The organism is Pseudomonas sp. JL27(2026), from assembly GCF_056933555.1.
In genome coordinates this window covers 5,006,118-5,026,255 of sequence record NZ_CM167794.1, presented here as the reverse complement: position 1 = coordinate 5,026,255, position 20,138 = coordinate 5,006,118, and the positions used below count along the sequence as shown (strand labels likewise).

Below are 20,138 nucleotides of genomic sequence, written 5' to 3'. Positions count from 1 at the left end.
TCAGTCGCCATCAATGCTGAATGACAAACCGCATTCGCGAGCAAGCCCGCTCCCACAGGGTCTGTGCAGACCTGTGGGAGCGAGGATCAGATCACCCGCGGTGACGACCGCGGAAGTAGTTGATCAGGCCTTGGGTGGAGGCATCGTCAGCCGGGGTTTCTTCGCTGCCGGTCAGGCGGTTGTAGACGCCTTTGCCCAGTTCCTTGCCCAGCTCCACGCCCCATTGGTCGAAGGCGTTGATGCCCCAGATCACGCTTTGCACGAAAACCTTGTGCTCGTACATCGCCACCAGTGCGCCGAGACGACGGGGGCTGATGCGTTCGACCACCAGGGTATTACTCGGACGGTTGCCCGGGATCACCTTGTGCGGTGCGATTTTTTGCACTTCGGCTTCGGGCAGGCCTTTGTCACGCAGTTCGGCTTCGGCTTCGGCGCGGGTTTTACCCAGCATCAGCGCCTGGCTTTGCGACAGGCAGTTGGCATACAACCACTGATGGTGGTCGGCAACCGGGTTGAAGCTGACGATCGGTACGATGAAGTCGGCCGGAATCAGTTGGGTGCCCTGGTGCAGCAACTGGTGATAGGCATGCTGACCGTTGCAACCCACGCCGCCCCAGATAACCGGGCCGGTGTCGGTGGACACCGGCGTGCCGTCCTGGCGCACGCTCTTGCCGTTGGATTCCATGTCCAACTGCTGCAAGTGCTTGGTGATGTTGCGCAGGTAATGGTCGTACGGCAGGATCGCGTGGCTCTGCGAACCCCAGAAGTTGCCGTACCAGACACCCAGCAGCGCCAGCAGCACCGGCATGTTCTGTTCGAACGGCGCGCTCTGGAAATGCTGGTCCATGGTGTAGGCACCGGACAGCAGCTCCTTGAAGTTGGACATGCCGATGGCCAGGGCAATCGGCAAACCGATGGCCGACCACAGCGAGTAACGCCCGCCGACCCAGTCCCACATCGGGAAGATGTTCTCTTCACGAATCCCGAAGGCCACGGCCGCCGCGTTGTTGCTCGATACGGCGATGAAGTGGCGATACAGCTCGGCCTCGGAACCGCCCTGCGCCAGATACCAGGCGCGTGCGGCCTGGGCATTCTTCAGGGTTTCGAGGGTGTTGAAGGATTTCGACGAGACGATGAACAGCGTGGTTTCAGCGCGAATCTTTGCCGAGAGTTCGTGGAACTCACTGCCGTCGATGTTCGCCAGGTAATGGCAGCGCACGCCTTTCTGGGCGTAGGACAACAGCGCTTCGGAGACCAGCTCCGGGCCGAGGAACGAGCCACCGATGCCGATGTTCACCACGTCGGTGATCGGCTTTTCGGTGTAGCCACGCCACAAGCCGTCGTGAATACGGCCGACCAGCTCAGTGATCTGGTTCAGCACCTTGTGGACTTCAGGCATCACGTTGACGCCGTTGACCGACAACTTGTCGCCGACCGGGCGACGCAGGGCGGTGTGCAGTGCCGGGCGGCCTTCGGAGGAGTTGACGATTTCGCCGCTGAACAAGGCTTTGATTGCGTCTTGCAGGCCGACTTCTTTCGCCAGGCCCACCAGCAGATCGCGGGTTTCGCTGTTGATCAGGTTCTTCGAATAATCGAGAAACAGTCCGCAGCTGCTCAGGCTGAATTGATTGAAGCGCTGCGGGTCGGCATTGAACGCTTCGCGCATGCTGAAATCCTGCATGGCCTGGCGGTGGTCATTCAACGCTTGCCAGGCGGGCAGAGCGGTAACGTCTTGAGGAGTGCGGTAGTACGCCATCGCTGCGGGTTTCCTTTTACTTGAACGGCCTTTAGGACACTGAAAAACCCGGAATGTCCTGTGCGCTGACAGGTGAAATCCGGTCGAACTGCGTGAGCACGATTAAATAGCGCAGGGCGATTACAGTAAACCTCGCGTATTGATCTGTCTTGGCTTTGTCTGACCGTGTGCCAGTACTTTTTTATACCGGCACATCTGGCGTGTGCAACAGGCGGGCTTTGAGTGCGAAAGAATAGACGGTTGGTCAGGCGACCTGGACCGGGATGGCATTGCTGGTGTGGCTCAGTTCGTTGCCTGGGGCCATGTAGAGCATGCGCGGCTTGAAGTTGAGCAGTTCGGCTTCGCTGTAATGGGCGTAGGCGCAGATGATCACTCGATCACCGACCTTGGCCTTGTGGGCGGCAGCGCCGTTGACCGAAATCATGCGCGAGCCTTCTTCGCCACGGATCGCGTAGGTGGTGAAGCGTTCGCCGTTGTCGACGTTGTAGATCTGGATCTGCTCGTATTCACGGATTCCGGACAGGTCCAGCCATTCACCATCGATGGCGCAAGAGCCTTCGTAATCGAGTACAGCGTGGGTAACTTCGGCGCGATGCAGCTTGGCCTTGAGCATGATTGCGTGCATGAGTGTTTCCCTGGTCAGATCCGAACGGCGGGCAGTTTGCCCGAAGCCTTGAGGGGCGGCAATATGGCTTGAAATACAATCTCTGACGCAACCTGACCCCTTGTGGGAGCGGGCTTGCTCGCGAATGCAGACTGTCAGTCGACGAAGATGTTGGCTGACACGACGTCTTCGCGAGCAAGCCCGCTCCCACAGGGCAATGGCCGTATTTAAACGGGGGCGTCGAGGTTCAGGTGCAGGTTGTCGATCAACCGCGTGGTGCCCAGGAACGCCGCGACCAGAATCACCAGATCACGATCCTCCACCATCGCGGGACGCAAGGTCAGCGCATGGCGAATTTCAAGGTAGTCCGCACGCAAACCGGCGGTTTGCAGTTGCGCGGTCTGTCGGGCCAGCAGCGCCGGGTAATCCCGTTCGCCCTGTTTGATCGCTTCGGCGATTTCGCTCAGCGTGCGGTACACCACGGGGGCGGTTGCGCGCTGCTCTTCGCTGAGGAAACCATTGCGCGATGACAGCGCCAGGCCATCGGCGGCACGAACGGTCGGCTCGCCGATGATCTGGATCGGCATGTTCAGGTCGTGGACCAGTGCGCGAATCACCGCCAGTTGCTGGAAGTCTTTCTGCCCGAAGATCGCCAGGTCTGGCTGGACCATGTTGAACAGCTTGCTGACCACCGTCGCCACGCCTTCAAAATGCCCGGGGCGGCTGGCGCCACACAGGCCTTCAGACAGCTGCGGGACGCTGACACGGGTTTGACCGGTCATGCCGTCGGGGTACATTTCTTCGACCGTCGGCGCGAACAGCAGGTGACAGCCGGCTTGCAGGAGTTTTTCCTGGTCGGCGGCGAGTGTGCGCGGGTACTTGTCGAGGTCTTCGCCAGCCCCGAACTGCAGCGGGTTAACGAAAATGCTCGCGACCACAAAGTCCACCCGTTGGGTGGCTTTGGTCACCAGGGCAATATGGCCACTGTGCAGGTTGCCCATGGTCGGCACGAAGCCGATACGCTTGCCTTCGCTACGGGCGCGGGCAACGGCGGCACGCAGTTCGCGTACGGTCTTGACGGTGTTCATGCAGAGAATCCGTGTTCGGCGCCTGGGAAGGTCGCGGCTTTGACTTCACTGACGTAAGCGCTCAGGGCGGCATGAATGCTGTCTTTGCCGGCCATGAAGTTCTTCACGAACTTCGGTGAACGGCCGGTCAGGGACAGGCCGAGCATGTCGTGCAACACCAGCACCTGGCCGTCGGTTGCGCTGCCGGCGCCAATGCCGATCACAGGGATCTTCACCGCCTGAGTGATTTCGTGGGCCAGCTCGCTCGGAACACACTCAAGCAGCAGCATGGCGGCGCCAGCCTGTTCCAGGGAGATCGCATCGGCACGCATCTGACGCGCCTGGTTCTCGTTGCGGCCCTGGACTTTATAGCCGCCCAGAATGTTTACCGATTGTGGTGTCAGACCCATGTGCGCGCACACCGGGATACCCCGTTCGGCCAGCAGGCGAATCGAGTCTGCCAGCCACAAGGCACCTTCAACCTTGATCATGTGCGCACCGGCCTGCATCAACAGGGCGCTGTTGTGCATGGCTTGTTCGGTGGTGGCGTAGGCCATGAACGGCAGGTCCGCGAGGATCAGCGCGTCAGTGTTACCGCGCTTGACTGCCGCGACGTGGTAGGCCATTTCGGCCGTGGTGACGGGCAGGGTGCTGTCGTGACCTTGCAGTACCATGCCCAGGGAATCGCCGATCAACAGCACTTCGACACCGGCCTGGTTACAGGCATGGGCGAATGTGGCGTCGTAGCAGGTCAGCATGGTGATTTTTTCACCTTTCTGCTTGAGGCTTTGCAACGTGGTCAAGGTAATAGCTGGCATGAAAAAAGGTCCTCGTTCAGGCGCTTTGGAAACTACTGCGAGTAACGCGCGTGATTCATCAATGTACTCAGGCGCACGCTCTGTTGTCGTGCTTATAAGGCCTGGATTGCGCCCTTCAGCGCCGGGTTGGCGGCAGCGGGACGCCTATAGTCGTGAGGAGAACTCGGGAAGTCAATTGGATGTGTTACCGCCATGTTACGCCTGCGGTGTTACCGGGGTAACTGAGGCGATTCAGCAGTTGCCGATCTTGTATTCGACACAAAATCAATGTGGGAGCGGGCTTGCTCGCGAATGCGCTGGGTCAGTCAACATTGATGCTGAATGACCCAGCGCATTCGCGAGCAAGCCCGCTCCCACAGGGGGATTTGCGTCAGTTCTGGGCGATGCGTTCCAGCCCGATAAACGGGCACGCCGCCAGCAATTCGCTGAGGCGACGACCGTCGGCCAGGTGCAGGCTTTCGGGCGCCAGTTCGGCCAGTGGATAGAGCACAAAGGCTCGGGCCTGCATGTGGTAGTGAGGCACTTTGAGGCGTGGCTCGTCGATCAACCGATCACCGAACAGCAGGATATCCAGGTCCAGCGTGCGCGGGCCCCAGCGTTCGTGACGCTCGCGGCCCTGGTCGATTTCGATGGCTTGCAGCGCATCCAGCAGCTCCAGAGGCGCGAGTTGGCTGTCGAGGGCGGCCACCGCGTTGGTGTAGCGTGGTTGCCCCGGTAGCAGCGAATCGCTTTGATAGAAAGCAGAGACGCCCGCCAGTCGGGTGCGTGGCAACTGCGCCAGCGCTTCAATGGCGCAGCGCAGTTGTTGCTCCGGGGCAGCGAGGTTGCTGCCCAGGCCAATGTAGATCCGTTCCATCGGCTTACTCGCCCGACTCGCCCGAACGTTTACGCTTGGCCCCGCCGCTGCGACGACGCTTGCGCGGGGCACCACTGGCGCCATCGTCCTTGCTGCTGAGGTCGCGGATCATGTCGCGACGTTCGCTGTCGTTGGCGTCTTGGTAGTCGGTCCACCATTCGCCCAGGCCGTTGGTCTGTTCGCCCGCGCTTTCGCGCAGCAGCAGGAAGTCGTAACCGGCACGGAAACGCGGGTTGTCCAGCAACAGGTCGGCGCGTTTGCCGCTGCGTCGTGGCAGGCGTTCCTGCATGTCCCAGATTTCGCGGATCGGCATTGTGAAGCGCTTTGGAATCGCGATGCGTTGGCACTGTTCGGCGATCAACTCGTGCGCAGCTTCCTGCATCGCCGGAATCGGCGGCATGCCACGGTCCTGCAAGCGCAGTACGCGGGCCGGTAGGGCAGGCCAGAGCAGGGCGGCAAACAGGAACGCCGGGGTAACCGGTTTGTTCTGCTTGATGCGCAGGTCGGTATTGATCAGCGCTTCGCTGATGAGCGTGTGGGTGTAGGTCGGGTTGTGTTCCAAAGCATCGGCACTGGCCGGGAACAACGGGTCGAACAGTTGCAGGTCGACCAGCATTTCGAAGGTGTCGGCGGCGTGCCCGGACAGGAACAGCTTCAGGACTTCTTCGAACAGACGTGCCGACGGGATCTCGCGCAGCATCGGCGCCAGGTCGCGGATCGGTGCGGCGGTGTGCTTTTCGATACCAAAATTCAACTTGGCGGCGAAGCGCACGGCCCGCAACATCCGTACCGGGTCTTCCTGGTAGCGCTGGGTCGGGTCGCCAATCAGGCGAATCAGGTGATTGCGAATGTCGTGTACGCCGTTGGCGTAGTCGAGGATGCGCTCGCTGATCGGGTCGTAATACAGGGCGTTGATGGTGAAGTCGCGGCGTTGAGCGTCTTCTTCCAGGGTGCCATAAACGTTGTCACGCAGAATGCGCCCGCTTTCGTTACGTGAGGACTGGTTGCTGTCTTCCTCTTCGTCGTTTTGCGGGTGATTGGCGCGGAACGTCGCAACTTCGATGATTTCGCGACCGAAGTGGATGTGCACCAGTTTGAACCGACGACCGATGATTCGCGCATTGCGAAACTCTGCCCGCACCTGTTCGGGTGTGGCGCTGGTGGCGACGTCGAAATCCTTGGGCGTGATGTTGAGCAACATGTCACGAACGCAGCCACCGACCAGGTAAGCCTGGTAACCGGCGTTCTGCAGGCGTTCGACAATGTTGACCGCGTAACGGCTGAACTGGGCCTTTTGCAGCGAGTGTTGACCGCTGTTGAGCACTTCAGGCGTGCTGCGAATGTGTTGCGTACGACGCAGGGGAGAACGGAATGACTGGAACAGCTTCTTCAGCATGGGATGCACTGTTTGAAGGAATGTTCGGCCATAACGAAGAATGACCGCATGATGGGCCGGGATTCTAGCATTTAGTCGGGGGATGGTGTAGGACGCAGCAGATATGAGCTGCAAGCTGCATGCTAGAGGTGCGGAACAGGGGGGGATTATGGAATGCCGGAAACTACAAGGGGAGCCGAAGCTCCCCCAGAAGTAGTTGCGTGCTCTATTTTTATTATGGTTTTCGGGCTTTTTGTTTTTGTTTAACGCCCTCGCCATGAAGTTTTTCCTTCATGACCCTCCCAATCGGGAGCCAAGAGCAAACGGATTGCTTTGGTCGCTGTGTTGCAGTGATCTGTCGATCCAACCAGTTCAGGCTCTGTCTTAGGACAGTTTTTGTTGTTCTCGGCCTGGTCGTGGGGCAAGCCCCAAATACAACGCCTCTCCAAAAGAATCAGTTAGCTGCGCCTCTCGCCGTCTTGTTTTTATTGTGCGTGAGTCGATTCGTCTTATTTTTATTGTCTTGTGCATTGCTTGTTATTGTTCTTGTACCAAACATATAGCAGGTGCCGTGCCAACTTTTGCGAGGCCTAGTAAAACAAGGGGTTAGGTGTGTGTCCGAGCTTTTCGAGGGCGAAAAAAAGCCGGGGCTTCGTTACCGTAAGCCCCGGCTTTTGTTACGTGAAAACGTTGAGGTAACAGTTTTTTCACACAGTCACGTGTTACCCGCACATTGGACAGGTAACGTTCAGCTTTCGCTGATGGCCCCGGTCTTGCGCCGCGGGATGCCCAGGCGTTGGCGGCGTTCCCACAGGCATTTGCGGCTGACCCCGAGTTTGCGGGCCAGTTCGGTTTCGGTCATGTGGTCCTGGTGTTCAAGGACGAAGTGCTGGAAGTAGTCCTCCAGTGACAGGTCCTCGGTTGGTTCGTGGCTGGTGTTACCGGTACTGCCCTGTTGTGGTGCCAGGCCGATGAAATCGTCATCTTCCAGGTCACTGAGTTCGATATCGATGCCCAGCAGCTCGGCCGAGATTTCCGGGCTTTCGCACAGGATCACGGCGCGCTCGACGGCGTTCTCCAGTTCGCGCACGTTGCCTGGCCAGGAATAGTGACGAATCGCCTGCTCGGCATCAGCGGCGAATTTCAAGTCTGTGCGATTGACCCGCGCGCTTTGGCGAGCGAGGAACGCATTGGCGATTTCATTGACGTCCGTACCGCGCTCACGCAATGCCGGCAGTTTCAGCGCGATCACGTGGAGGCGGTAAAACAAGTCTTCACGGAACTGGCCAATCTTGGACAGGCTCTTGAGGTCGCGGTGGGTGGCTGCGATCAGGCGTACGTCGACTTTCTGCGATTGCACCGAACCCACGCGGCGGATTTCACCTTCCTGCAACACACGCAGCAGGCGCGCCTGGGCTTCGAGTGGCAATTCGCCGATTTCATCGAGGAACAGGGTGCCGCCGTCTGCCGCTTCCACCAACCCCGCGCGTCCGGCGCTGGCACCGGTGAATGCGCCTTTTTCGTGGCCGAACAGTTCGGACTCGATCAGGCTTTCCGGGATCGCCGCACAGTTCACCGAAATCATCGGGGCCTTGGCACGTTTGGACAGGTTGTGCAGGGCGCGCGCCACCAGTTCTTTACCGGTGCCGGACTCGCCCTGGATCAGGACATTGGAGTCGGTCGGCGCGACCTTGCGGATCTTGCTGTACAGGTCCTGCATGGGCGGGCAGGAGCCGATGATGCCGATTTCACCGTTGCTGTTGTCGACACCCGGTTTTGCCGAACCGTTGGCGGCCTTGCCGACCACAGGTTCTGCGCCAGTGCTCTGTGCCGACTGGCGGTCACGCAGGATGCGCGCGACAGCCTGGAGCATTTCGTCGTGATCGAAAGGCTTGGCGATGTAGTCCACCGCGCCCATCTTCATCGAGTCGACCGCCGAGCGCAGGCTGGCGTAGCTGGTCATGATCAGCACCGGCTTGCCCTGGCCCAGTTTGATCAGTTCAGTGCCCGGAGCGCCGGGAAGGCGCAGGTCGCTGACAATCAGGTCGAACGTGGGAATGCTGAAGCGTTCTTGTGCTTCCTGCACTGAACCGGCTTCGCTCACCTGGTACTGGTTACGTTCCAGCAGGCGGCGCAAGGCGGAGCGGATAATTGTTTCGTCTTCGACGATCAAAATGTGCGGCATTGATTCGATTCTCTCGACGGTCTCAGTTCACAGCGGACGTCGCTTCGACATGACGCGGTAAGGTCACCCGGATACGGGTGCCGCGTTGGCTTTGTGTGTCAGCCGGGCTGTCGATGGTGATTTGTCCATAATGCTCTTCAACGATGGAATAGACCAGTGCAAGGCCCAGACCGGTGCCTTCACCCGGATCCTTGGTGGTGAAGAAGGGTTCGAACAATCGATCCATGATGTTCGACGGGATGCCGCTGCCTTCGTCTTCGACGATCAGATCGACCGTGTGTTCGCCGGCTTCACTCTTGACCCGGACCGCGCTGCCGGCCGGCGAAGCGTCGCGGGCGTTGGACAGCAGGTTGATCAATACCTGGGCGAGCCTTTGCGGGTCGCCGTCGACCCAGTGATCGGGGTCGCACAGGTTGAAAAACTGCACCTCGAAATTGCGTCGGTTCAGCGCCAGCAGGCCAATGGCGTCCTGCGCCACTTCAGCCAGGCAGACCGGCTCGTCGTTGTGTTGATGGCTGCCGGCGTGAGCGAAGCTCATCAGCGACTGAACGATGCGGGACACGCGCTTGGTCTGTTCGAGAATCTGCCCGCTGATTTCGGTCAGTTCGGCGTCTTCTTCGCGCTCTTCGCGCAGGTTTTGCGCCAGGCAGGCGATGCCGGTGATCGGGTTGCCGATCTCGTGCGCCACGCCAGCCGCCAGCCGGCCGATACTCGCCAGGCGCTCGGAGTGCACCAGTTTGTCTTCGAGCATCTGGGTTTCGGTGAGGTCTTCGACCAGTAACACCAAGCCGCTGTTACCCGGTGCGAGCGGCTCGTCGATGGCCGCTTTGTGCAGGTTCAGCCAGCGGGTCTGGCCGTCGAGGGCCAGATGCTGTTTGTGCAAATGCTCGTCGGGCAGGTTGATGAAGCCTTGCAGCAAGTCTTTCCACGGCTCGCCCAGGGTGCCCAGGCGCGAACCGACCACGCGTTGTGCGGCGATGCCGGTCAACTCCTCCATGGCTTTGTTCCACATGAGGATTTCCTGGTCCTTGGCCAGCGAGCAGACGCCCATCGGCAGTTCCTGCAAGGTTTGCCGGTGGTAGCGGCGCAGGGCGTCGAGTTCAGCCGCCAGGCCGGTGAGGCGCGAGTGGTAATCCTCGAGACGGCTTTCGATGAAGTGAATGTCTTCGGTGACGTAGTTCTCGCCGCCGGCCTTGTACGGCAGGAAGGTTTCGACCATGTCCTGGGCGACGCTCGGCCCCATCAGGCCGGAAAGGTTGGCTTCGATGCGGTCGCGCAAACGGCGCAAGGCGTACGGGCGGCGTTCGTCGAAGGGCAGGTAAAGGTCGCGCAGCGCCTGCTCGACCTCCTTCTGCGCAGCTTTGGCGCCCAGTGGCTTGGCCAGTTGGGTGGCGAACTCCTGTGGCGAGGCCGCGTGCAGTTCGCGGCGTTGCGGGCGACGCACGTTGTCTACGGCGCAGGCCTCGGCGGCGCTGGTTTCTTCACTGCTGGCGTTGGTGAACAACGAGATCAGGGTGAACATCAGCACGTTCGCCGCGAGCGAGGCGATGGCCGCCATGTGCCAACTGGTGTCGTCGAGCACGTAGATCATGTTCAGCAGCGGGATGTAGAAGCCTTGCAGGTTGCCGACCAGCGGCAACAGCATGGTTACGATCCACACCAGAATCCCCGCCAGCAATCCGGCGATGAAGCCGCGACGGTTGGCGGTCGGCCAATACAGCACGGACAGCACGCCGGGCAGGAACTGCAAGGTGGCGACGAACGCGACGATGCCGAGGTTGGCCAGGTCCTGTTCGGCACCCAGCAGCAGGTAGAAACCGTAGCCGGCCATGATGATCGCGACGATCAGCGCGCGGCGGGTCCACTTCAGCCAGCGGTAGATGTTGCCTTCGGCGGGCGGCTGATATAGCGGCAGCACCAGGTGGTTCAGGGCCATCCCGGACAGCGCCAGGGTGGTGACGATGATCAGGCCGCTGGCGGCCGACAGCCCGCCGACATACGCCAACAGCGCCAGCGCTTTGCTGTTGGCGGCGATGCCGATGCCCAGCGTGAAGTATTCCGGGTTGGTGGTGGCGCCCAGTTTCAGGCCGGCCCAGAGAATCAACGGCACTGCCAGGCTCATCAGCAGCAGGAACAGCGGCAACCCCCAGCTCGCACTGACCAGCGAGCGCGGGTTGAGGTTTTCGGTGAAGGTCATGTGGTACATGTGCGGCATGACGATCGCCGAGGCGAAGAACACCAGCAGCAGGGTGCGCCACGGCCCTTCTTGCAGCGGCGTGTGCAGGGCAGCGAGGGCGGTCTGGTTTTGCAGCAGCCAGAGTTCCAGCTGTTGCGGGCCGTCGAACACGCCGTACAAGGCATACAGGCCGACGCCGCCGATGGCGATCAGCTTGATCACCGATTCAAAGGCAATTGCGAACACCAGGCCTTCGTGTTTCTCGCGGGTCGCGATGTGCCGCGAGCCGAAGAAGATCGTGAACAGGGTGATCAGCGCACAGAAACTCAGGGCGACCCGATGCTGAACCGGTTCGCGGGTGAGGATGCCGATGGAGTCGGCTACCGCTTGAATCTGCAACGCCAGCAGCGGCAGCACGCCGATCAGCATGAAGATCGTGGTCAGCGCACCGGCCCAGGTGCTGCGGAACCGGAAGGCAAACAGGTCGGCCAGGGATGACAGTTGATAGGTGCGGGTGATCTTCAAAATCGGGTACAGCAGCACCGGCGCCAGCAGAAAGGCGCCGGACACCCCGAGGTAACTCGACAGAAACCCATAGCCGTACTGATAGGCCAGGCCGACCGTGCCGTAGAACGCCCAGGCGCTGGCGTAGACACCCAGCGACAAGGTGTAGGTCAGCGGGTGGCGAATGATCGCCCGCGGAATCATTCCGCGTTCGCTGATCCAGGCGACGCCGAACAGCACCGCAAGGTACGCGGCGCTGATCAGGATCATCTGGGTCAGGCTAAAGCTCATCGGCATCTTTTTGGCTCTGCAGGATGAAGGTCACGACGATCAGGATCAGCCACAGCAGATACGGGCGATACCAGGCGCCAGTGGCGTCGATCCACCAGTCCATGATGGCGGGGGAGAATAGATAGATCCCCACTACCAGGAGCAGGACCAAGCGATAGATGTACATCCCGGCCTCTCTTTATTGTGTGTGCCCGAAAACGTGCGGCGATGGTAACGGATGGGCGCCAAGCTGCAAGTGGCGTCAGCGTATTTGCGCTTCGGGTAGCGTCAGTGTGCGCGGGATCAGCGCGGCGTCCCAGTACTTGATGCCCCAGTTCAGCACTTCCTTGGGACTCGCGTCGTCGAGTTCATGAACCGGACTTTGCCCCAGTGCACGCAGGGCGCGCAGCAACAGCGGCGTAGCCTGGTCTTCGGCAAGCGGCGGCGAACGGTAGGATTTGCCGAGTTTGTTGCCGTCCGGTTGGGTAATCAGCGGCAGGTGCAGGTAACGCGGTTGCGGCAGGCCCAGCAGTTCTTGCAGGTACAACTGGCGCGGGGTGGAATCGAGCAGGTCGGCGCCCCGCACGATGTCGGTGATGCCTTGCCAGGCGTCGTCGAGCACCACGGCCAGTTGATAGGCGTAGAGCCCGTCGCGGCGGCGAATCACGAAGTCGCCGACGTCACGGCCCAGGTGCTGGCGGTACTCGCCTTGCACCCGGTCCTGAAAGTGGTATTCCAGTTCTGGAACCCGCAGGCGAATGGCGGCGTTTTCCTGAGCATGCCCGGCGTTGCGGCACAGTCCAGGGTAAATCCCTTGATAAGGTTCCAGTTGCTTGCGCGAGCAGGTGCAGGCGTACGCCAGGCCGTGGTTGAACAGTTGATTCAGCACCTGCGCGTAGGCGTCGTGACGTTCGCTTTGGCGGACCATCTCGCCGTCCCATTCAAAGCCGTAGCTCTCCAGGGCCTTGAGGATCGCGACTTGGGCGCCGGGTTCTTCCCGAGGCGGGTCGAGGTCTTCCATGCGCAGCAGCCAGCGGCCACCGACCGAGCGGGCGTCAAGGTAGGAGGCCAGGGCTGCGACCAGCGAACCGAAGTGCAGGTGCCCACTGGGGGTGGGGGCGAAGCGCCCGATGTAGGCGGGGGAGTTTTTTGCAGTCATGGGGGCGATATTACTGTTCAGGGCTTGCGCACACTACCCTGTGGGGGCGGGCTGGCTCGCGAAAGCAATGTGTCAGCCAACACATATGTTCAGCTGATGGCCCGTTCGCGAGCAAGGCGAATCGTCGCACCGTCGCTCCCACAGAAACAAAAACGGAGCGTTCGCACGCTCCGTTCCTTGTTCAAGTCGGTGGTTACTTACCGACTTGCTTTTCCTTGATTTCAGCAAGGGTCTTGCAGTCGACGCACATGTCGGCAGTCGGGCGGGCTTCGAGACGGCGGATGCCGATTTCAACGCCGCACGACTCGCACCAACCGTATTCTTCGTCTTCGATCAGTTGCAGGGTCTTGTCGATTTTCTTGATCAGCTTGCGCTCGCGGTCGCGGGCACGCAGTTCGAGGCTGAACTCTTCTTCCTGACTGGCACGGTCGGCCGGGTCGGGGAAGTTGGCCGCTTCGTCTTTCATGTGATCAACAGTGCGATCGACTTCCTGCATCAAGTCCTGTTTCCACTTGTTCAGGATCTTGGTGAAGTGTTTGCGCATGGGCTCGCCCATGTACTCCTCACCCTTCTTCTCGACGTAGGGTTCGAAGCCGCTAATCAGTTGGCTGCTCTGTTGCTTTGCTTGGGTGGGCATGAAATGGACCGCCTCTACTCTTGTAATCCATTGCGCAGGATTGCTCCATCACCGACACCTGCCGGCCCTGCGGCTGCAAGCGGGCGAACTTACCAGATCAAATCAGAGCGCGCTACTCCCGGTTGTCGAGGCCGCGGCCTGTATGGCTTGCAAAAGATTGCAAAGCCTTGACTGGTGCATCTGGAGGTCTGCTCAATTATTGATTTTAGTCAAACTTGGGCCTCGCGCCGAACTCATTGTGCGAGCCTTCTGAAGGCTCGGACTGCATTAGGCTCTCGCTCGTTCCACGGCTTGGGTAGAATCGATTTTTTTCCCCGTTGAAGGAAGGCTAATGGCTCAGTCCTACAGTGCGCGCAGCCGCGCAATCGAACCTTTCCATGTCATGGCGCTGCTGGCGCGTGCCAACGAGCTGCAAGCGGCCGGGCACGACGTGATCCACCTGGAAATCGGCGAGCCGGACTTCACCACCGCCGAGCCGATCATCAAGGCCGGGCAGGCGGCGCTGACGGCGGGGAAAACCCGTTACACCGCAGCGCGCGGCATTCCCGAGTTGCGTGAGGCCATTTCGGGCTTTTATCAGCAGCGCTATGGGTTGAACATCGACCCACAGCGGATTTTGATCACGCCGGGCGGTTCCGGTGCGTTGCTGCTGGCCAGTGCCTTGCTGGTCGACCCAGGCAAACACTGGTTGCTGGCCGATCCGGGTTACCCGTGCAACCGGCACTTCCTGCGGCTGGTGGAAGGGGCGGCGCAACTGGTGCCGGTGGGGCCGGAGGTGCGCTACCAACTGACCCCGGGCCTGGTCGAGCGTTACTGGGACCATGACAGTGTTGGCGCACTGGTGGCGTCGCCCGCCAACCCGACCGGGACCATTCTGACCCGCGATGAGTTGGCCGGGTTGTCCGCCGCGATCAAGGAGCGCCACGGCCATCTGGTGGTGGATGAGATCTATCACGGCCTGACTTACGGCACCGATGCCGCCAGTGTGCTGGAAGTCGATGACAGCGCGTTTGTGCTCAACAGTTTCTCCAAGTACTTCGGCATGACCGGTTGGCGTCTCGGCTGGCTGGTGGCGCCGTCGGCCGCGGTGGGCGAGCTGGAAAAACTCGCGCAGAACCTCTACATCAGTGCGCCGAGCATGGCCCAGCACGCGGCGCTGGCCTGTTTTGAGCCCGACACCCTGAGCATTCTCGAAGAGCGCCGCGCCGAGTTCGGTCGTCGACGCGACTTCCTGCTGCCGGCCCTGCGCGAACTGGGTTTTGGTATCGCCGTGGAGCCCGAAGGGGCGTTTTATCTGTACGCCGACATCAGTGCCTTCGGCGGTGACGCGTTTGCCTTCTGCCGGCACTTCCTTGAAACCGAACACGTTGCCTTCACCCCCGGGCTGGATTTTGGCCGTTATCAGGCCGGTCACCACGTGCGGTTTGCCTACACCCAAAGCCTGCCGCGCTTGCAGGAAGCGGTGGAACGCATTGCCCGTGGCTTGCGGAGCTGGCAAGGCTGATGCACTTCAATCCTCCCCTCGAAGAAGGTCGGCTGATCCGCCGTTACAAGCGGTTTCTCACCGATATCGAAACCGTTGACGGCGAGCTGCTGACCATTCACTGCCCCAACACCGGTTCGATGTTCAACTGCATGGTCGAAGGCGGGCAGGTCTGGTTCAGTCGTTCCAACGACCCTAAGCGCAAATTGCCCGGCACCTGGGAAATCAGCGAAACCCCGCAAGGGCGGTTGGCCTGTGTGAACACCGCGCGGGCCAATGGCTTGATTGAGGAAGCGTTGCGCGCCGGGCTGATCACCGAACTCAACGGTTTTACCGGGCTCAAGCGCGAAGTCCCGTATGGCCAGGAAAACAGCCGTATCGATTTTCGCCTCGACTACCCGGATGGCCCGGCTTTTGTCGAAGTCAAAAGTGTCACGTTGGGGTTTGACGGTACAAACGTCGCCGCGTTTCCGGACGCGGTGACTCAGCGCGGTGCCAAGCATTTACGCGAGTTGGCATGCCTGGCACGGGACGGTGTCCGCGCGGTGCTGGTGTATTGCGTCAACCTCACGGGCATCGACGCTGTGCGCCCGGCCGAGGAGATTGACCCAGGTTACGCGGCTGCGCTGCGTGAGGCGAAGGCGGCCGGGGTCCAGGTGCTGGCGTACGGCGTGAGCCTGAACTCGCAAGAGGTTCGGGTCGACCGGCGACTGGACGTGTTGCTCAACCCCTAGGGTTGCACCCAGATGCCCTGATGGTCTTCACGGCTCGTCAGGGCGTTGAGGAACTGCCCGGCGCAGGGGCCGGCAACGCATTCGCCGCTTTCAATCAGAAACAGCGCGCCGTGGGTGGCGCACTGGATCAGGCTGGCGCTGGGGTCCAGAAACTGACCGGGCTGCCAGTCCAACCCTACACCGCGATGCGGGCAGCGATTTTCATAGACGTAGACCTGGCCTTCGCGGCGTACGGCAAACAGCTTCTGGCCGTCGATCTCGAAACCGCGGCTGCCGGCATCGACCAGCTCGGCGCTGGTGCAAAGAAACTTCATGACTATCCTCAAGTGCCGCAGGCTCTGGCCTGTAGCGTGTGTGCGTGTGAGCAAATGTGTCCGTGCTTGACGTGCAAATGCTAACAATTATCAAATGGCCGCTTCGCCTGTGGTGAAGCCGTGCTGACGACGCCTCGATCCCACCGGAAAACTCCTCAAAGGAAACCCTGTTATGCGCCTGAGTACCAGCGCTATCGCATTCTGTGTCGGGCTTTTGGTCAACCATGGGGCCGCAGCGGTCGAGTTGCCGCAACGCTGGGTCAGCGCCGGTGGTGCCTTGTCTGAATGGGTGAGTGCGTTGGGTGGCGAGTCGAAACTGGTCGGTGTCGACACCACCAGCCTGCATCCCGAATCCCTCAAGGCGTTGCCAAGTATCGGTTATCAGCGGCAATTGTCGGCGGAGGGCATTCTGAGTTTGCGTCCGCAAATTCTGGTCGGCACCGAAGAAATGGGCCCGCCACCCGTGCTGTCGCAGATTCGCGGCGCGGGTGTGCAGGTTGAACTGTTCTCCGCGCAGCCGGACTTGCCGACCCTGCAAGGCAACTTGCAACACTTGGGCAAGCTGTTGGGCAGCGAAGCGCAGGCCGCGCAATTGTTCCAGCGTTATCAGCGGCAGCTTGAGCAACAGAGCGCCTGGGTCCGTCAGGCACAGGCCCACCAAAAAGCGCCAGGCGTGCTGCTGTTGCTCGGGCATGCGGGCGGCAAACCGCTGATCGCCGGTAAAGACACCGCGGCAGATTGGCTGCTGCAACAGGCGGGTGGCAAAAATCTGGCGACCCACACGGGCTACAAGCCGTTTTCCGTCGAGTCACTGGCCGGGCTGAGCCCTGAGGTGCTGGTGTTTGCCGACCGGGCGCTGACCGGTGACGCCGCACGCGCCGCGTTGTTCAAGGAAAACCCGATCTTGTCCTCGACCCCGGCGGCCAAGGCCGGCCGGGTGTTCGAACTGGACCCGACGCTGCTGGTCGGTGGCTTGGGGCCGCGCTTGCCGCAGAGCCTGGTGAAGTTGTCTGCCGGGTTTTATCCGGCGGAACCGGCCCAGGCAAACACCGCCCCATGACCACTCTGGTTAAACCGCGTTCGCTGTTCATGGGTTTGAGCCTGTTGTGTGTGCTGGCGATCTGGCTATCGTTGGCGCTCGGGCCGGTCAGCCTTCCGTTGATCGATACGTTACGCGCCGCGTTGCGCATGCTTGGGCTGCCCATCCCCGCCGAGGGGCTGGAGCAGGCCGAGCTGATTCTTGGGCAGATTCGCTTGCCGCGTACCTTGCTCGGGCTGGCGGTGGGCGGGGTGTTGGCGTTGTCCGGCGTGGCGATGCAAGGTTTGTTTCGCAACCCGCTGGCCGACCCTGGGCTGGTGGGGGTTTCCAGTGGTGCGGCGCTGGGTGCGGCGATCGCGATTGTCGGCGGTTCAATGTTCGGCGGTTTGCCGGAGGCCATCGGCCCGTATCTGTTGTCGGTTTGCGCGTTTCTTGGCGGGTTGGGGGTAACGGCGCTGGTGTACCGGCTCGGTCGACGTAACGGCCAGACCAACGTGGCGACCATGTTGCTGGCCGGTATCGCGCTGACGGCGCTGGCCGGTTCGGCGGTGGGGTTGTTCACCTACCTGGCGGATGACGCAACGCTGCGCACGCTAACGTTCTGGAACCTGGGCAGCCTCAATGGCGCCAGTTATGCGCGCCTGTGGCCCTTGCTGCTGGTGAGCGCGGCGGTGGCGCTGTGGTTGCCGCGTCGGGCCAAAGCCTTGAATGCACTGTTGCTTGGTGAGTCCGAGGCCAGTCATTTGGGGATCAATGTCGAGGGGCTCAAGCGTGAATTGGTGTTTTGCACCGCGCTGGGGGTTGGCGCTGCCGTTGCGGCCGCCGGGATGATTGGCTTTGTCGGGTTGGTGGTGCCGCATCTGGTGCGGCTGCTGGCCGGGCCCGATCACCGCGTCTTGTTGCCCGCGTCGGTGCTGGCGGGTGCCAGCCTGTTGCTGTTCGCCGATCTGGTGGCACGCTTGGCGTTGGCCCCGGCCGAGTTGCCGATTGGCATTGTCACGGCATTCATCGGCGCGCCGTTTTTCCTGTACTTGCTGTTACGAGGTCGTGCCTGATGCTGCGAGCGGAAAACCTGCAGATCTGCCGTGGCAAGAAAGTCGTGCTGGCGGACATCGATCTCGAACTCAAACCGGGGGAAGTCCTCGGCGTCCTGGGGCCCAACGGCGCCGGGAAAAGTACGTTGCTCGGTGCTTTGTGCGGCGAGTTGCGTCCTGACCACGGCCGGGTCTGGCTTGATCAGCGAGAACTCAGCCAGTGGAACGGCGCGCAACGGGCACAACGTCTGGCGGTACTGCCACAGGCATCGACCCTGGATTTTGCCTTCCGCGTTGATGAAGTGGTCGGGATGGGGCGTTTACCCCATCAAACCGGGCGTGCGCGTGACGACGAGATTGTCGCCGCAGCCCTGCACGCCGCCGACGCCGGGCATTTGGGCGGGCGCAGTTACCTGGCGCTGTCCGGTGGCGAGCGCCAGCGGGTTCATCTGGCACGGGTGCTGGCGCAGCTCTGGCCGGGAGAGGCGGGGCAGACTCTGCTGCTCGATGAACCGACCTCGATGCTCGACCCGTTGCATCAGCACACCACGTTGCAAGCGATTCGCGAGTTCGCCGATCACGGCGCCGCCGTGCTGGTGATCCTGCATGATCTGAACCTGGCGGCGCGTTACTGTGACCGCATCCTGCTGCTCGAAGGTGGTCGCCCTCATGCGTTGGACACACCGCAACATGTGCTGCGCCCCGAACCGCTGAAAGCCGTGTTCGGCCTGGACGTGCTGGTGCAGCCGCACCCGGAGCGCGGGCATCCGCTGATCATTGCCCGTTGAGGTGAGCCTCGTGCAGGACTATTGCGCGCAAATGCGTCAGTAAGCCGCTGCGGTTTGACCGGGGGAAACACGTTTCAACAGGCAAAAAAAGACCCGGCAAGAGCCGGGTCAAATAACCGTGATTAGCCTGATGAGGAGATAATCTGAGAGTCCGAACCAATGGTCTTTCAGAAAATCGGCTGATCTCGCGACCAGTTGTGATAATCATAACGATTCTCATTTCTAAGTCAACTGCTGTTTCCCGAATTCTTTTGACTTCATTGAAACGCTCGTTTGCAAGTTCCGTAAACATTGGGCTCAAGGGGATTGAAGGCGCGAGTTCAGGGCAGTGATTTGCTTGTTCAGCAGGTCGTGATTGATCAGTGCATCGGCATAGGCCGGTTGCTCCCCGAGTAAATACATGTCGATTGCTGCCCGCTCACATTTTGTGGTGTGACGAGATGGCTTCCAGTTGTTTGTTCAGTGCGTCCTTGCGCTCGGCCGGGATGTCGTTCCAGTGCACGTCCATTAATGCGCCTTCAATTGCATACAACAACACCTTTGACGCGCGAAACCCACGAGTCCGCACGGCGCGATAGGCATCCACCGCTCCCAGTCTGCGCAAGTCCGAGGCACTGTGAATGCCCACGGCATGCAGCCACTGTGCCGATGTTTTGCCGAGGTTTTTCAGGTGTTGCAGTTCATCATTCATCAAGCCTCCTTGCGACAGCCGAATGGTGCGTGGGCGAGCTTCCAAGGAGTGTAGCGGTCAGTAGGAAAAGCGTGATTGTTTGGCAAGTTTCGATGCAAAAGCTTCTAAGCGGTCAGGCCATGGCTTTTGGGAAAGGGCCACAAGGGCAGCAGGAAGGGGAGCGTCTCGCACAGTCCGGAGCAAAGCGGGGGCGCCGGACTTCCAGGTAACAGAAAGGGTGTTACCGGGTGCGATAACGCAGACGCGTACCGAAATTCATCGACATCAGAATCTCGTCGGCCGACAACTCTGGCGGGAAGTAAGCTCCGGAGATTTGCGCATGTGCCAGGCTTGCGCCTTCCAGCGAGGCGTTACGAAAATCGATACCGCGCAAGTCGGCGGAACGGAAGTAGGCGTCAGTGAAGTCAACTTCGTCGGCATTCAGTTCGCGCAGGTCGAGGCCGCGAAAATCACCGCCCGCCATATCGACAGGGCCGTGCTTGGGCCGTTCGCGGTTGAAGCCGGTAATGTCATCTTTGTGCAGCAAAGCGTACAGCGGGGTGTCGAGCAGTTTTGGATGGCTCATGGAACGTCACCTGTTGGTTTTATGACGCCAGTATAGTGCCACTATTTCAAGGCCGTGAAGCCAGATGGGGCTTCACGGCTGAA

Annotated in this window: 19 protein-coding genes; 5 read left to right on the top strand and 14 right to left on the bottom strand. The window is 60.8% G+C overall.

The annotated features are described in order from the left end of the window. Positions 1-91: 91 nt before the first annotated feature. From pgi to dksA, 11 genes are all read right to left on the bottom strand, one after another. Positions 92-1,756, bottom strand: a complete 1,665-nt coding sequence (gene pgi / locus AC1Z1G_RS22875) for a glucose-6-phosphate isomerase (protein ID WP_483622580.1) — start codon at positions 1,754-1,756, stop codon at positions 92-94. Positions 1,757-2,000: 244 nt separating this feature from the next. Further along, positions 2,001-2,381: an aspartate 1-decarboxylase gene (gene panD, locus AC1Z1G_RS22870; RefSeq protein WP_003228271.1), complete on the bottom strand. Its 381-nt coding sequence runs from the start codon at positions 2,379-2,381 to the stop codon at positions 2,001-2,003. Positions 2,382-2,587: 206 nt separating this feature from the next. Continuing rightward, positions 2,588-3,448, bottom strand: a complete 861-nt coding sequence (gene panC / locus AC1Z1G_RS22865; RefSeq protein WP_483622579.1) for a pantoate--beta-alanine ligase — start codon at positions 3,446-3,448, stop codon at positions 2,588-2,590. Further along, positions 3,445-4,245, bottom strand: coding sequence for a 3-methyl-2-oxobutanoate hydroxymethyltransferase (gene panB / locus AC1Z1G_RS22860; RefSeq protein ID WP_483622578.1), 801 nt, complete (start codon positions 4,243-4,245; stop codon positions 3,445-3,447). Before panB ends, panC begins: the two co-directional genes overlap by 4 nt. Before the next feature lie 370 nt (positions 4,246-4,615). Then, positions 4,616-5,101, bottom strand: coding sequence for a 2-amino-4-hydroxy-6-hydroxymethyldihydropteridine diphosphokinase (gene folK, locus AC1Z1G_RS22855; RefSeq protein WP_483622577.1), 486 nt, complete (start codon positions 5,099-5,101; stop codon positions 4,616-4,618). A gap of 4 nt (positions 5,102-5,105) precedes the next feature. After that, the gene (locus AC1Z1G_RS22850) at positions 5,106-6,497 is read right to left on the bottom strand and encodes a polynucleotide adenylyltransferase PcnB (RefSeq protein ID WP_347902060.1); all 1,392 of its coding nucleotides are present in this window, start codon (positions 6,495-6,497) and stop codon (positions 5,106-5,108) included. Positions 6,498-7,224: 727 nt separating this feature from the next. Further along, on the bottom strand, positions 7,225-8,661 hold the full coding sequence (locus AC1Z1G_RS22845; protein ID WP_483622576.1) for a sigma-54-dependent transcriptional regulator: 1,437 nt from the start codon (positions 8,659-8,661) through the stop codon (positions 7,225-7,227). A 22-nt stretch (positions 8,662-8,683) separates the two neighbouring features. Continuing rightward, a complete protein-coding gene (locus tag AC1Z1G_RS22840; RefSeq protein WP_483622575.1) occupies positions 8,684-11,638 on the bottom strand; it encodes a sensor histidine kinase in 2,955 nt (984 codons plus the stop codon). Beyond that, positions 11,622-11,798 (bottom strand): hypothetical protein, encoded by a 177-nt coding sequence (locus tag AC1Z1G_RS22835; protein ID WP_003176118.1) that lies wholly within the window; start codon positions 11,796-11,798, stop codon positions 11,622-11,624. Before AC1Z1G_RS22835 ends, AC1Z1G_RS22840 begins: the two co-directional genes overlap by 17 nt. Positions 11,799-11,873: 75 nt before the next feature. Next, positions 11,874-12,770: a tRNA glutamyl-Q(34) synthetase GluQRS gene (gluQRS, locus tag AC1Z1G_RS22830; protein WP_483622574.1), complete on the bottom strand. Its 897-nt coding sequence runs from the start codon at positions 12,768-12,770 to the stop codon at positions 11,874-11,876. 193 nt (positions 12,771-12,963) lie between these two features. Beyond that, positions 12,964-13,407 carry an RNA polymerase-binding protein DksA gene (gene dksA, locus AC1Z1G_RS22825; protein ID WP_483622573.1) on the bottom strand — a complete coding sequence of 148 codons (444 nt, stop codon included), beginning with the start codon at positions 13,405-13,407 and terminating at the stop codon, positions 12,964-12,966. 331 nt (positions 13,408-13,738) lie between these two features. On the opposite strand from dksA, the gene AC1Z1G_RS22820 reads away from it, so the two are divergent. Beyond that, entirely contained in the window at positions 13,739-14,911 is a 1,173-nt protein-coding gene (locus AC1Z1G_RS22820) for a pyridoxal phosphate-dependent aminotransferase (protein WP_483622572.1), read from the top strand. Beyond that, a complete protein-coding gene (sfsA, locus tag AC1Z1G_RS22815; protein WP_483622571.1) occupies positions 14,911-15,624 on the top strand; it encodes a DNA/RNA nuclease SfsA in 714 nt (237 codons plus the stop codon). Before AC1Z1G_RS22820 ends, sfsA begins: the two co-directional genes overlap by 1 nt. On the opposite strand, the gene AC1Z1G_RS22810 is transcribed toward sfsA, so the two are convergent. Beyond that, positions 15,621-15,938, bottom strand: coding sequence for a Rieske (2Fe-2S) protein (locus AC1Z1G_RS22810; protein ID WP_483622570.1), 318 nt, complete (start codon positions 15,936-15,938; stop codon positions 15,621-15,623). The genes sfsA and AC1Z1G_RS22810 overlap by 4 nt on opposite strands. 172 nt (positions 15,939-16,110) lie before the next feature. Between AC1Z1G_RS22810 and AC1Z1G_RS22805 the strand changes: the two genes are divergently transcribed. From AC1Z1G_RS22805 to AC1Z1G_RS22795, 3 genes are read left to right on the top strand one after another with little or no spacing between them, the layout of a single operon-like run. Then, positions 16,111-16,998 carry a heme/hemin ABC transporter substrate-binding protein gene (locus tag AC1Z1G_RS22805; protein ID WP_483622569.1) on the top strand — a complete coding sequence of 296 codons (888 nt, stop codon included), beginning with the start codon at positions 16,111-16,113 and terminating at the stop codon, positions 16,996-16,998. Between the two features lie 50 nt (positions 16,999-17,048). Continuing rightward, the gene (locus AC1Z1G_RS22800; RefSeq protein WP_483627973.1) at positions 17,049-18,032 is read left to right on the top strand and encodes a FecCD family ABC transporter permease; all 984 of its coding nucleotides are present in this window, start codon (positions 17,049-17,051) and stop codon (positions 18,030-18,032) included. Further along, positions 18,032-18,799, top strand: a complete 768-nt coding sequence (locus AC1Z1G_RS22795; RefSeq protein WP_483622568.1) for a heme ABC transporter ATP-binding protein — start codon at positions 18,032-18,034, stop codon at positions 18,797-18,799. Before AC1Z1G_RS22800 ends, AC1Z1G_RS22795 begins: the two co-directional genes overlap by 1 nt. A gap of 418 nt (positions 18,800-19,217) precedes the next feature. On the opposite strand, the gene AC1Z1G_RS22790 is transcribed toward AC1Z1G_RS22795, so the two are convergent. Both AC1Z1G_RS22790 and AC1Z1G_RS22785 read right to left on the bottom strand, forming a co-directional pair. Beyond that, positions 19,218-19,490 (bottom strand): TfoX/Sxy family protein, encoded by a 273-nt coding sequence (locus tag AC1Z1G_RS22790; protein WP_483622567.1) that lies wholly within the window; start codon positions 19,488-19,490, stop codon positions 19,218-19,220. Between the two features lie 220 nt (positions 19,491-19,710). Further along, on the bottom strand, positions 19,711-20,055 hold the full coding sequence (locus AC1Z1G_RS22785; RefSeq protein WP_483622566.1) for a pentapeptide repeat-containing protein: 345 nt from the start codon (positions 20,053-20,055) through the stop codon (positions 19,711-19,713). Between the last annotated feature and the right edge of the window lie 83 nt (positions 20,056-20,138).

Coding starts and splice junctions, on each gene's coding strand:
- gluQRS (WP_483622574.1), bottom strand. CDS start 12,770: ATGACTGCAAAAAACTCCCCCGCCTACATCGGGCGCTTCGCCCCCACC.
- AC1Z1G_RS22795 (WP_483622568.1), top strand. CDS start 18,032: ATGCTGCGAGCGGAAAACCTGCAGATCTGCCGTGGCAAGAAAGTCGTG.
- AC1Z1G_RS22810 (WP_483622570.1), bottom strand. CDS start 15,938: ATGAAGTTTCTTTGCACCAGCGCCGAGCTGGTCGATGCCGGCAGCCGC.
- AC1Z1G_RS22845 (WP_483622576.1), bottom strand. CDS start 8,661: ATGCCGCACATTTTGATCGTCGAAGACGAAACAATTATCCGCTCCGCC.
- AC1Z1G_RS22820 (WP_483622572.1), top strand. CDS start 13,739: ATGGCTCAGTCCTACAGTGCGCGCAGCCGCGCAATCGAACCTTTCCAT.
- dksA (WP_483622573.1), bottom strand. CDS start 13,407: ATGCCCACCCAAGCAAAGCAACAGAGCAGCCAACTGATTAGCGGCTTC.
- AC1Z1G_RS22785 (WP_483622566.1), bottom strand. CDS start 20,055: ATGAGCCATCCAAAACTGCTCGACACCCCGCTGTACGCTTTGCTGCAC.
- pgi (WP_483622580.1), bottom strand. CDS start 1,756: ATGGCGTACTACCGCACTCCTCAAGACGTTACCGCTCTGCCCGCCTGG.
- panC (WP_483622579.1), bottom strand. CDS start 3,448: ATGAACACCGTCAAGACCGTACGCGAACTGCGTGCCGCCGTTGCCCGC.
- AC1Z1G_RS22790 (WP_483622567.1), bottom strand. CDS start 19,490: ATGAATGATGAACTGCAACACCTGAAAAACCTCGGCAAAACATCGGCA.
- sfsA (WP_483622571.1), top strand. CDS start 14,911: ATGCACTTCAATCCTCCCCTCGAAGAAGGTCGGCTGATCCGCCGTTAC.
- AC1Z1G_RS22840 (WP_483622575.1), bottom strand. CDS start 11,638: ATGCCGATGAGCTTTAGCCTGACCCAGATGATCCTGATCAGCGCCGCG.
- folK (WP_483622577.1), bottom strand. CDS start 5,101: ATGGAACGGATCTACATTGGCCTGGGCAGCAACCTCGCTGCCCCGGAG.
- AC1Z1G_RS22835 (WP_003176118.1), bottom strand. CDS start 11,798: ATGTACATCTATCGCTTGGTCCTGCTCCTGGTAGTGGGGATCTATCTA.
- panB (WP_483622578.1), bottom strand. CDS start 4,245: ATGCCAGCTATTACCTTGACCACGTTGCAAAGCCTCAAGCAGAAAGGT.
- panD (WP_003228271.1), bottom strand. CDS start 2,381: ATGCACGCAATCATGCTCAAGGCCAAGCTGCATCGCGCCGAAGTTACC.
- AC1Z1G_RS22850 (WP_347902060.1), bottom strand. CDS start 6,497: ATGCTGAAGAAGCTGTTCCAGTCATTCCGTTCTCCCCTGCGTCGTACG.
- AC1Z1G_RS22805 (WP_483622569.1), top strand. CDS start 16,111: ATGCGCCTGAGTACCAGCGCTATCGCATTCTGTGTCGGGCTTTTGGTC.